The sequence below is a fragment of the Pseudomonas azerbaijanoccidentalis genome, assembly GCF_019145495.1.
Lineage (GTDB): Bacteria > Pseudomonadota > Gammaproteobacteria > Pseudomonadales > Pseudomonadaceae > Aquipseudomonas > Aquipseudomonas azerbaijanoccidentalis.
The window spans coordinates 37,977-50,224 of the sequence record NZ_JAHSTU010000011.1 but is presented as its reverse complement, the minus strand read 5'-3'; the positions used below and the strand labels follow the sequence as shown (position 1 = coordinate 50,224).

At 58.8% G+C, this 12,248-nt stretch carries 10 protein-coding genes; all 10 read right to left on the bottom strand.

Features of this window, described 5'->3' with window-relative positions:
* Positions 1–38 precede the first annotated feature (38 nt).
* The 10 genes from KVG88_RS27620 to gyrA all read right to left on the bottom strand — a co-directional run bounded on the left by KVG88_RS27620 (position 39) and on the right by gyrA (position 12,207).
* Positions 39–278 (bottom strand): LapA family protein, encoded by a 240-nt coding sequence (locus tag KVG88_RS27620; protein WP_217873274.1) that lies wholly within the window; start codon positions 276–278, stop codon positions 39–41.
* 27 nt (positions 279–305) lie between these two features.
* Positions 306–602: an integration host factor subunit beta gene (gene ihfB / locus KVG88_RS27615; protein ID WP_007899751.1), complete on the bottom strand. Its 297-nt coding sequence runs from the start codon at positions 600–602 to the stop codon at positions 306–308.
* 134 nt (positions 603–736) lie between these two features.
* Complete coding sequence (locus KVG88_RS27610; protein ID WP_217873273.1) at positions 737–1,015, bottom strand: hypothetical protein; 279 nt, start codon at positions 1,013–1,015, stop codon at positions 737–739.
* Between the two features lie 248 nt (positions 1,016–1,263).
* Positions 1,264–2,958 carry a 30S ribosomal protein S1 gene (gene rpsA, locus KVG88_RS27605; protein WP_008065216.1) on the bottom strand — a complete coding sequence of 565 codons (1,695 nt, stop codon included), beginning with the start codon at positions 2,956–2,958 and terminating at the stop codon, positions 1,264–1,266.
* A 119-nt stretch (positions 2,959–3,077) separates the two neighbouring features.
* Positions 3,078–3,767, bottom strand: coding sequence for a (d)CMP kinase (gene cmk / locus KVG88_RS27600; RefSeq protein WP_150704685.1), 690 nt, complete (start codon positions 3,765–3,767; stop codon positions 3,078–3,080).
* A complete protein-coding gene (locus KVG88_RS27595) occupies positions 3,764–5,971 on the bottom strand; it encodes a bifunctional prephenate dehydrogenase/3-phosphoshikimate 1-carboxyvinyltransferase (protein WP_263597390.1) in 2,208 nt (735 codons plus the stop codon). The genes cmk and KVG88_RS27595 overlap by 4 nt, the downstream gene beginning before the upstream one ends.
* A 28-nt stretch (positions 5,972–5,999) precedes the next feature.
* Positions 6,000–7,112: a histidinol-phosphate transaminase gene (gene hisC / locus KVG88_RS27590; RefSeq protein WP_217873272.1), complete on the bottom strand. Its 1,113-nt coding sequence runs from the start codon at positions 7,110–7,112 to the stop codon at positions 6,000–6,002.
* 12 nt (positions 7,113–7,124) lie between these two features.
* Positions 7,125–8,219: a prephenate dehydratase gene (gene pheA, locus KVG88_RS27585; RefSeq protein ID WP_217873271.1), complete on the bottom strand. Its 1,095-nt coding sequence runs from the start codon at positions 8,217–8,219 to the stop codon at positions 7,125–7,127.
* The gene (serC, locus tag KVG88_RS27580) at positions 8,219–9,304 is read right to left on the bottom strand and encodes a 3-phosphoserine/phosphohydroxythreonine transaminase (RefSeq protein WP_150704682.1); all 1,086 of its coding nucleotides are present in this window, start codon (positions 9,302–9,304) and stop codon (positions 8,219–8,221) included. Before serC ends, pheA begins: the two co-directional genes overlap by 1 nt.
* Positions 9,305–9,552: 248 nt before the next feature.
* On the bottom strand, positions 9,553–12,207 hold the full coding sequence (gene gyrA, locus KVG88_RS27575) for a DNA gyrase subunit A (RefSeq protein WP_217873270.1): 2,655 nt from the start codon (positions 12,205–12,207) through the stop codon (positions 9,553–9,555).
* Positions 12,208–12,248: the final 41 nt, after the last annotated feature.

The window sequence follows — 12,248 nt, the reverse complement described above, 5'->3', positions numbered from 1 at the left end:
GGATATGAACAAGCAGCGTTGTGAATTCAGGACATCTATCAAACGAGTCGTCTACGCGAGGCTCGGGTTACGCGCCCCAGCAACCAGCTGATAATCGGACCAATCACCATACCAATCAGCAGCGCCAGGACCATGACCAACGAAACCGGTAACTGCGGCCCCGCCCATCCCAGGAACAGCAAAGAAACTGATTGCTGATTCTCAAGCACGAACGCCAGGATCGCCAGCACCAGCAGCAGGATGAATACCGCGAGCAAAATACGCTTGAGGTTACGCATCAGCAGTTCCTTGAATCGCAGAGACTGTCAAAGGCCTTCTTCCTCTTCCTCGTTCACGCGATCGCGCAGCTCTTTACCTGGCTTGAAATGCGGAACGAATTTACCGTCAAGACTGACGGACTGACCTGTCTTCGGATTGCGGCCTACCCGCGGTGCGCGGTAATGCAAGGAGAAGCTGCCAAAACCACGGATCTCGATGCGATCACCGGTGGCCAGACATTGGGACATTTGCTCAAGCATGGTCTTGATGGCCAGCTCCACATCTTTTGATGAGAGCAGCCCTTGATGGGTGACAATTCGTTCGATCAACTCCGACTTCGTCATATTTTTCCCTTCTTTTTCAAGCAGCTAGGAAAATCGCTCCAGAGGTTTTAGCATGCCCGCATGGATTTGAACAGCCCGAGTTTTGACATCTTTTCACGCATCACACCATGTCAGCTCCACCACCAATCGCTGCCTCACCTGCAAATCACCAGCATGGTTCGTGTCAGATAGCCCGCGGGATTGAAGCCGAACGGGAATTCGTCCTCTTCCTTTGCATCATCCGATCTGGCAACGACTTTATAGCCTGCGCCCTTACACTCCTTCGCTGCGCGCTTGTGACACTTCTCCCAACCCGAGCCCAGTCCAGAGCAATCAACCTCAATGCCGCTGACCCCACGTACCGCATGGGTCTTGGCATTAGTGGCACAACCCGCCAGTGTCAGTAATGCTATTGCGAGAATGAGCTTGTTCATTCACTTCCTTATGCCAGGCACCATGCCCTAGCGTCGTTCGCTTCAGGCTTAGACTAGCTGCAAATAAGCGATTGATCCTGTTAAACAAATGGACAGTTGCGACGAGGTGTTGGTTTCTTGATTCGGGTCGAGCTTCGTTAACACTGCAAAAGATCGCAGCCTTCGGCAGCTCCTACGATGGCCAGGGTCAAATTTTAGGCACAAAAAAGGGCGACCGAAGTCGCCCTTTTCTTACAGAAAGTCAGAACTTAGTTCTGTTTTTCCGCTTGTGCAGCACGCAGCAGGTCACCCAGGGTGGTTGCTACTGGAGCGTCACCAGCTACTGGCTTGTCGCGCAGGCTCTGGATGGCTTCTTTCTCGTCTTCAACGTCTTTCGACTTGATCGAGAGCTGGATTACGCGGCTCTTGCGATCAACGCTGATGATCTTGGCTTCTACTTCTTCGCCTTCTTTCAGAACGTTGCGCGCGTCTTCAACGCGGTCACGGCTGATTTCGGAGGCTTTCAGAGTCGCTTCGATATCGTCGGCCAGAGTGATGATGGCGCCTTTAGCGTCAACTTCTTTCACGATGCCCTTAACGATTGCGCCTTTGTCGTTCTCTTGAACGTACTCGGAGAACGGATCGCTTTCCAGCTGCTTGATACCCAGGGAGATGCGCTCGCGCTCTGGGTCAACCGACAGGATAACGGTGTCCAGCTCGTCGCCCTTCTTGAAACGGCGTACGGCTTCTTCGCCCACTTCGTTCCAGGAGATGTCGGACAGGTGAACCAGACCGTCGATGCCGCCGTCCAGACCAATGAAGATACCGAAATCGGTGATCGACTTGATGGTGCCGGAGATTTTATCGCCCTTGTTGAACTGGCCAGAGAAATCTTCCCATGGGTTAGATTTGCACTGCTTGATGCCCAGGGAGATACGACGACGCTCTTCGTCGATGTCCAGAACCATAACTTCCACTTCGTCGCCGACTTGTACGACTTTCGAAGGGTGGATGTTCTTGTTGGTCCAGTCCATTTCGGAAACGTGTACCAGACCTTCAACGCCTTCTTCCAGCTCAGCGAAGCAGCCGTAGTCGGTCAGGTTGGTTACACGAGCGGTAACGCGAGTGCTTTCTGGGTAACGGGCTTTGATAGCAACCCATGGATCTTCGCCCAGTTGCTTCAGGCCCAGGGAAACACGATTGCGCTCGCGATCGTACTTCAGAACCTTGACATCGATCTCGTCGCCAACGTTGACGATTTCGGAAGGATGCTTGATACGCTTCCAAGCCATGTCGGTAATGTGCAGCAGGCCATCGACGCCACCCAGATCGACGAATGCGCCGTAATCGGTGAGGTTTTTGACGATACCTTTGACTTGTTGGCCTTCCTGCAAGGATTCCAGCAGAGCTTCGCGCTCGGCGGAGTTCTCGGCTTCCAGGACGCTACGACGGGAAACGACAACGTTGTTGCGCTTCTGGTCCAGCTTGATGACCTTGAATTCCAGCTCTTTGCCTTCCAGGTGCGTGGTGTCGCGCACTGGACGGACGTCAACCAGAGAACCTGGCAGGAACGCACGGATGCCGTTAACGTCGACAGTGAAGCCGCCTTTAACCTTACCGTTGATAACGCCCTTGACCACTTCTTCGGCTGCGAAGGCTGCTTCCAGAACAATCCAGCATTCAGCGCGCTTGGCTTTTTCACGGGACAGCTTGGTTTCACCAAAGCCGTCTTCAACCGAGTCCAGAGCAACGTGAACTTCGTCACCGACGTTGATAGTCAGGTCGCCAGCGTCGTTGTAGAACTGCTCAAGCGGGATGAGTGCTTCAGACTTCAGGCCAGCGTGAACGGTTACCCAGCGAGCTTGGTAATCGATATCAACGATAACACCGGTGATGATGGAGCCTGCCTGAAGGTTCAGGGTTTTTAGGCTTTCTTCAAAGAGTTCCGCAAAGCTTTCGCTCATTTTAATTCCTGTTGATGAGGGCGAAGAATACGCCCATCTCCACACCCCAGACGGTGTGGGTTAGTTTCATTTAAAAGAAGCGTCGCAGAACTATGACTGGTCCCCTGCGGCCTTCTTGGTCACCCGGCAATATCGCGAATGGCGATCTCGCTCATGATGCGTTGCAGCACCTGATCGATGGATAATTCCGTGGAATCCAGCTGTATGGCGTCAGCCGCCGGCTTGAGCGGGGCTACCGCTCGCTGGGTGTCACGCTCATCGCGTGCACGTATCTCATCTAGCAGACTCGACAGACTAACACCATCGACTTTGCCCTTCAACTGCAAGTATCGACGGCGCGCACGCTCCTCGGCACTGGCGGTCAGAAAAATCTTCAGCGGCGCGTCTGGAAAAACCACCGTGCCCATGTCGCGACCATCGGCCACCAGGCCCGGCGCTTCCTGAAATGCGCGTTGGCGTTGCAGCAGCGCCTCGCGTACGGCGGGCAATGCAGCCACCTGGGAGGCACCCGAGCCGACGCTTTCCGTACGGATCACATCGCTGACTTCGTCGCCTTCCAGAATGATGCGTTGCAGCTGACCCTCGGTCGCCGCGATGAACTGAACATCCAGATGAGCGGCAAGTTTTTTCAGCAGCTCTTCATTGGTCAGGTCAACGCCATGGTTATGCGCAGCAAATGCCAGCAAGCGATAAAGCGCACCGGAATCCAGCAGGTTCCAGCCCAGACGCTTGGCCAGAATCCCGGCTACCGTGCCTTTGCCGGAGCCGCTAGGCCCATCGATGGTGATGACCGGTGCAATGTTGATCACGACTGAGCCTCTTGGGCAACGCGGATACCGACCTGTGCGCACAACGCCAGGAAGTTCGGGAACGACGTCGCGACGTTGGCGCAATCATGGATGCGGATCGGCGCAGTCGCACGAAGCGAAGCAACGCTGAATGCCATGGCAATCCGGTGGTCGCCGTGACCATGCACTTCGCCGCCGCCAATCTGGCCGCCGTCGATAATGATGCCGTCCGGGGTCGGTTCACATTTGACGCCCAGCGCCAGCAGACCATCGGCCATGACCTGGATACGGTCCGACTCCTTGACCCGCAACTCTTCGGCGCCGGTCAGCACGGTGCGCCCTTCAGCGCAGGCCGCCGCCACGAACAACACCGGGAATTCGTCAATTGCCAACGGCACCAACGCTTCCGGAATCTCGATACCCTTGAGTTTAGCTGCACGTACGCGCAGGTCAGCGACTGGCTCGCCGCCCACTTCACGCTGGTTTTCCAGGGTGATGTCGGCGCCCATCAGACGCAGGATGTCGATGACACCGGTACGGGTCGGGTTGATGCCGACGTGCTCGAGCACCAGCTCCGAACCTTCAGCGATCGAAGCCGCCACCAGGAAGAATGCCGACGACGAGATATCGCCCGGCACTTCAATGTGGGTTGCCGACAGTTTGTTGCCAGACTCAACCGATGCGGTCGCACCGTTGACCGTTACCGGGTAGCCGAAGCCGCGCAGCATGCGCTCGGTGTGGTCGCGGGTTGGCGCAGGCTCGGTGACGGTGGTCTTGCCTTCGGCGTACAGACCCGCCAGTAGCAGGCAGGATTTAACCTGGGCACTGGCCATCGGCATGGTGTAAGTCAGGCCTTTGAGCTTGTGGCCACCCCGGATGACCATCGGCGGACGACCTTCGGCGGCGGTTTCGATCACAGCCCCCATTTCACGCAGTGGATTGGCCACGCGATTCATCGGGCGCTTGGACAGCGAAGCGTCACCGGTCAGGGTGCTGTCGAAGTCTTGCGCGGCCAGCAGGCCGGACAGCAGGCGCATCGAAGTACCGGAGTTGCCCAGATAGATCGGGCCCGGCGCTGGCTTCAGGCCATGCAGGCCGACACCGTGAATGGTCACGCGACCGTGGTGCGGGCCTTCAATGACCACGCCCATGTCACGGAACGCCTGCAAGGTCGCCAGGGCGTCTTCGCCCTCGAGGAAGCCCTCGACTTCGGTGACACCTTCGGCCAGGGAGCCGAGCATGATCGAACGGTGGGAAATCGATTTGTCACCTGGTACGCGAATCCGACCGGACAGGCGGCCACCAGGTTGAGCCAGGAAAATCAGATCGTTGGAATTCATAGCGTCCACATAGGCCCGACGGGCCAGGATTTTACTGAAATGCTCGCGAGCAACCCGGGCGCGAGTGAAAACGCCCAATAATTGGTGCCCATCCCCTGCATCGACCGCGTCGCGCAAGGCGTCGAGGTCGCTGCGAAATGTATCGAGTGTGCGCAGGACAGCTTCGCGGTTGGCGAGGAAGATGTCGTGCCACATGACCGGGTCGCTTCCGGCGATTCTTGTGAAATCGCGGAAACCGCCCGCAGCGTAACGGAAGATCTCAAGATTTTCATTGCGCTTGGCCAACGAATCGACCAAACCGAATGCCAACAGGTGCGGAAGGTGGCTGGTTGCCGCCAACACTTCGTCGTGACGCTCGACCTGCATGTGCTCGACATCGGCACCCAATTCGCGCCACAGGCGATCGACCACGGCCAGGGCCTGCGGATCGGTCTGCTCCAGCGGCGTCAGGATTACTTTGTGACGACGGAACAACTCGGCGTTGGAGGCCTCTACCCCGCTCTGCTCGGAACCGGCAATCGGGTGCCCCGGCACGAAACGCGATGGCATGCCGCCAAAGGCTTCGGTCGCAGCACGCACCACATTGCCTTTGGCACTACCGACGTCAGTCAGTACGGCCTGCCCCAAGTCCATGCCCGCCAAACGGCCAAGCATTTTTTCCATGGCGAGGATCGGCACAGCCAGCTGGATCACGTCGGCGCCCTGACAAGCAACCGCCAGGTCTTCTTCGCAGCGATCCACCACACCCAATTCCACCGCCAGCTTGCGCGACTGCGGGTCGAGATCGACCCCGACCACTTCGCGGCACAAGCCACTTTCGCGCAAACCCTTGGCAAACGAACCACCGATCAATCCCAGACCGACCACCACCAGGCGCCCGATCATAGGTTCAGCAGATTGCAGTGCAGTGACATCAACCACGAGCCAGAACCTTGGTCAGCGCCTCAAGGAAGCGGCTGTTCTCTGCCGGCAGACCGATGGTCACGCGCAGGTGGTTCGGCATGCCGTAGTTGGCCACCGGACGCACGATCACGCCTTCACGCAGCAAGCCCTGGAACACCGGAGCCGCGACCTGACCGAGATCGACGCAGATAAAGTTGCCTTTGGACGGAATCCAGCTCAGCCCCAGTTCGCGGAAACCCGCTTCCAGTTGCTGCATGCCCGCCTCGTTCAGGCTACGGCTTTCAGCCAGGTATTCTTCGTCTTTCAACGCGGCGCAAGCAGCGGCCAGGGCCAGGCTGTTGACGTTGAACGGCTGACGCACGCGGTTCAGCACATCGGCCACTACCGCGGTGGACAAGCCATAACCGACGCGCAGCGAGGCCAGGCCGTAGGCCTTGGAGAATGTACGCGAGACCAGCAGGTTCGGATAAGCCGCGAGGAAATCCAGACCATCCGGCAGATCGCTGCCTTCGGCGTACTCGATGTAAGCCTCGTCCAGCACAACCAGCACGTGCTCGGGAACGTCCTGCAGGAACTCGTCCAGCGCTTCGGCGCCGAACCAGGTGCCAGTCGGGTTGTTCGGGTTGGCGATGAACACCACGCGGGTGTTGGCATCGATGGCTGCCAACATGGCTGGCAGGTCATGTCCCCAATCCTTGGCCGGAACGACCTTGGCCTGGGCGCCGACCGCCTGAGTCGCGATCGGATAGACCGCGAAGGCGTGCTCGCTGAACACAGCGTTCAGGCCCGGCGCCAGATAAGCACGCGCCACCAGCTCGAGAATGTCGTTGGAGCCATTACCCAGCGTCACTTGATTCAACTCGACACGGCATTGCTCGGCCAACAGGCTCTTGAGTGCAAAACCATTGCCGTCCGGATAACGGGTCAGCTCGGCCAACGCGTCGCGGATGGCCGCCAGTGCTTTAGGACTGGCGCCCAGCGGGTTTTCGTTGCTCGCCAGTTTGACGATGCTGGCCGGATCGAGATCCAGCTCACGCGCCAGTTCGTCCACGGGTTTGCCCGGAACGTAAGGCGAAAGTTGTTGCACGCCCGGCTGTGCCAGAGCGAGGAAATTGCCACTCATTGCTACCGCCCCTTAGAGAACTGCTTTCGGGTAGGAACCCAGCACTTTGAGTGCCACTGCTTCCTGACTGATCTTTTCCAATACACCTTTGACCAGCGGGTCACGGTGGTGGCCGACGAAGTCGATAAAGAACACGTAGGTCCATTTACCGCTGCGCGACGGACGCGTCTCGATGCGCGTCAGATCGATGCCGTTGTCGTGGAACGGCACTAGCAACTCGTGCAGCGCGCCCGGCTTGTTGCTCATGGAAACGATGATCGAGGTCTTGTCGTCGCCAGTCGGCGGGACTTCCTGATTACCGATCATGAGGAAGCGCGTGGAGTTGTCCGGACGGTCCTCGATTTTCTCGGCCAAGCGGGTCAGCCCATACAGGCCGGCCGCCATGTCACCGGCAATCGCCGCCGAGTTCCACTCACCCTTGACCCGCTTGGCCGCCTCGGCGTTGCTGGACACCGCCACGCGCTCGACATTCGGGTAATGGGCGTCCAGCCACTTGCGGCACTGGGCCAGCGACTGAGCGTGTGAGTAAATGCGGCTGATGCTGTCGGTCTTGGTGTTTTCACCGACCAACAGGTGATGGTGGATCCGCAGCTCGACTTCGCCACAGATCACCATGTCGTGCTCAAGGAAGCTGTCGAGGGTGTGGTTGACCGCGCCCTCGGTGGAGTTTTCCACCGGGACCACGCCAAAATTCACCGCACCGGCCGCCACTTCACGGAACACTTCGTCGATCGCCGCCATCGGCTTGCTGATCACGGCGTGGCCGAAGTGCTTCATGGCGGCAGCCTGGGTGAAGGTGCCTTCAGGGCCGAGATAAGCCACTTTCAGCGGCTGCTCCAGCGCCAGGCACGAAGACATGATTTCGCGGAACAGCCGCGCCATTTCTTCGTTGCCCAGCGGCCCCTGGTTACGCTCCATCACACGCTTGAGCACTTGAGCTTCGCGCTCAGGACGATAGAACACCGGCACTTCGCCTTCGGCCAGCGAGGCCATCTTTACTCGCGCGACTTCCTGGGCGCAGCGCGCACGCTCACTGATCAGCTCCATGACTTTAGTGTCCAGAGCATCAATGCGAACGCGCAGTGCCTTGAGTTCTTGCTCAGACATTAGCCGTGTTCCTTCTCGAACTCTGCCATGTACGAAACCAGTGCGTTGACCGCAACGATATCGACGGCGTTATAGATGGAGGCGCGCATGCCGCCCACGGAACGGTGACCCTTGAGGTTCAGCAGGCCACGCTCGTCGGCACCGGCCAGGAACGGCTTGTCCAGGCGATCGTCAGCCAGGCGGAATGGCACGTTCATCCACGAGCGGTCGGACTTGTTGATCGGGTTGCTGTACAGGCCGCTGGCGTCGATGAAGTCGTACAGCGTGCGCTGCTTCACTTCATTGAGCTTGCCGATGGCTTCGACACCGCCCTGCTCTTTCAGCCATTCAAACACCAGGCCGGACAGGTACCAGGCGAGGGTCGGCGGCGTGTTGTACATCGAGCCGTTGTCGGCCGCGACTTTGTAGTTGAGCATGGTCGGGCACAGCGAGCGGGCGCGACCCAACAGGTCTTCGCGCACGATGTTGACCACGATGCCGCTCGGGCCGATGTTTTTCTGCGCGCCGGCGTAGATCATGCCGAAGCGCGAAACATCCACCGGGCGCGACAGGATGTCCGAGGACATGTCGGCCACCAGCGGCACATCGCCGGTTTCAGGAATCCACTGGAATTCCAGGCCGCCGATGGTTTCGTTCGGCGCGTAGTGAACGTAGGCCGCGTCTTTCGACAGTTTCCATTCGTTCTGGCCGGGAATGGCGAAATAGTCGTAAGGCTTGGCGGTCGCGGCAACGTTGACGTGACCGTAGCGCGAAGCTTCTTCGATCGCTTTCTGCGACCAGATACCGGTGTCGATATAGTCGGCCGAGCCATTTTCCGGCAACAGGTTCAGAGGAATCTGGGCAAATTGCTGGCTGGCGCCGCCTTGCAGAAACAGCACTTTGTAGTTCGAAGGGATATTGAGCAGATCACGCAGATCCTGCTCGGCCTTGGTGGCGATGGACACGAACTCATCGCTGCGATGGCTCATTTCCATGACCGACAGGCCCTTGCCGTGCCAATCGAGGAGTTCACCCTGGGCGCGCTTCAGGACAGCTTCGGGAAGCGCCGCAGGACCGGCACAGAAGTTATAGGCTCTCTTGCTCACATCCAATCTCGCTCTGATCTGGTGGTATCACGCAATAAATCTGAAAACACTGAAACCCTGTAGGAGCTGACGAGTAAAACGAGGCTGCGATCTTTTGATCTTGCTTTTGCATTGCGCGGGCAGCATGCAAAGATCGCAGCCTCGTTTCACTCGTCAGCTCCTACAGGTCCTACAGGTCCTACCGGTCGTACATTCAAACAGGAGAAACAAGAAGGGGGCGAATTTTCATCCGCCCCCTGTTTGTCCACTTACTCTTGTGGCTCTTCGTCTGCGGCGGCGTCGAGTTGCTGGTCTTCGGCAGCGTCGTCGATTACGACGTCACTGACAAACCCTTCACCCTCTTCACCTTCCAGCTCTTCACCCTCGACTTCCGACGGCTCCTGAACCCGTTCAAGACCGACCAGTGTTTCGTCATTGGCCAGTTTGATCAGGGTGACGCCCTGGGTGTTACGACCCAGACTGGAGACTTCGTCGACGCGGGTACGCACCAGCGTGCCCTGGTCGGAGATCAGCATGATTTCCTCGCCGTCGAGTACCTGCACCGCACCGACCAAACGGCCGTTACGTTCGTTGCTGACCATGGCGATCACGCCCTGACCGCCACGCTTGTACTCAGGGAACTCGGTGATCGCGGTGCGCTTGCCGTAGCCACGCGCCGAAGCAGTGAGGATCTGGCTGCCTTCTTCCGGGATCAGCATGGAAATCAGCTTCTGGCCTTCCGGCAGACGCATGCCGCGCACACCGCGGGCAGTACGGCCCATGGCGCGAACGTCGGATTCCTTGAAGCGCGTTACTTTGCCGCCGTCGGAGAACAGCATGACTTCACGCTCGCCATCGGTGATGGCCGCGGAAATCAACACGTCGCCTTCATCCAGTTCCAGCGCGATCAGACCGACGCTGCGCTGACGGCTGAAGGATTCCAGCGGAGTCTTCTTCACGGTGCCGTTGGCGGTGGCCATGAAGATGTAATGACCTTCGGTGTATTCCTCGACCGGCAGCATGGTGGTGATGTATTCACCGTCATCCAGCGGCAGCAGGTTGACCAGCGGACGACCACGGGCGGCACGGGACGCTTCAGGGATTTCGTAGGTTTTCAGCCAGTACACCTTGCCCTTGCTGGAGAACAGCAGCAGCGTGGTGTGGCTGTTGGCAACCAGCAGGTGAGCGATGTAGTCCTCATCCTTGACGCCGGTTGCCGACTTGCCTTTACCGCCACGACGCTGGGCCTGGTACGCAGCCAATGGCTGGGTCTTGGCGTAGCCACCGTGGGAAATGGTCACGACGCGCTCTTCTTCCGGGATCATGTCACCCAGGGTCAGGTCGAGACGGGCATCGAGGATCTCGGTGCGACGCACGTCGCCGTATTCGGCGCGGATCACTTCCAGTTCTTCGCGGATCACTTCCATCAGGCGCGTGGCGCTGTTGAGGATGCGGATCAGCTCGCCGATCTGGTTGAGGATCTCTTGATACTCGGCCAGCAGCTTTTCGTGTTCCAGACCGGTGAGGCGGTGCAGACGCAGTTCCAGAATGGCTTGCGCCTGTTCCGGCGACAGGAAGTACTTGCCGTCACGCAGGCCGTATTGCGGATCAAGGTTTTCCGGACGGCACGAATCGGCACCGGCACGTTCAACCATCGCCACCACCGCCGAGGATTCCCAAGGGGTGCTGATCAGCGCTTCCTTGGCTTCCGACGGCGTTGGCGAGGCCTTGATCAGGGCGATGACCGGGTCGATGTTCGACAGGGCAACCGCTTGACCTTCAAGGATGTGACCACGCTCACGCGCTTTACGCAGTTCGAACACGGTACGACGGGTAACCACTTCGCGGCGGTGACGAACGAAGGCTTCCAGCAGGTCCTTGAGGTTCAGGATCCGTGGACGGCCGTCGATCAGCGCGACGATGTTGATACCGAACACCGCTTGCAGCTGGGTCTGGGCGTAGAGGTTGTTGAGGATCACCTCAGGCACTTCGCCACGACGCAGCTCGATCACGACACGCATACCGTCCTTGTCGGACTCGTCGCGCAGTTCGGTGATGCCTTCCAGCTTCTTCTCTTTGACCAGCTCGGCGATCTTCTCGATCAGACGCGCCTTGTTCAGCTGGTAAGGAAGTTCGGTGATGACGATCTGCTGACGGCCACCGACCTTGTCGATGTCTTCGATCATCGAGCGGGCGCGCATGTAAATACGGCCGCGACCGGTGCGGTAGGCTTCGATGATGCCGGCGCGACCGTTAATGATCGCAGCGGTCGGGAAGTCCGGACCCGGGATGTATTGCATCAGCTCGTCGACAGTCAGTTCTGGATTGTCGATGAGCGCCAGGCAACCGTCGATGACTTCACCGAGGTTGTGCGGCGGGATGTTGGTCGCCATGCCCACGGCGATACCGCTGGAGCCGTTGACCAGCAGATTGGGAATACGGGTCGGCATGACCGCCGGGATCATTTCGGTGCCGTCGTAGTTCGGCACCCAGTCCACGGTTTCTTTGTGCAGGTCAGCCAGCAGCTCGTGCGCCAGCTTGGTCATGCGCACTTCGGTGTATCGCATGGCCGCGGCGTTGTCGCCGTCCACCGAACCGAAGTTGCCCTGGCCGTCTACCAGCAGGTAGCGCAGGGAGAATGGCTGCGCCATCCGAACGATGGTGTCGTACACCGCGGTATCACCGTGCGGGTGATACTTACCGATCACGTCACCGACAACACGGGCAGATTTCTTGTACGGCTTGTTGAAGTCGTTGCCCAGCTCGCTCATCGCGAACAGCACACGCCGGTGCACGGGCTTCAAGCCATCGCGCGCATCCGGCAGTGCCCGCCCGACAATTACGCTCATCGCGTAGTCGAGGTAGGACTGCTTCAGCTCGTCTTCGATATTGACCGGGAGGATTTCTTTGGCCAGTTCGCCCATGAGAAGCCTGATTCCTTTTTCTGGTGAAACTTCGTCACATC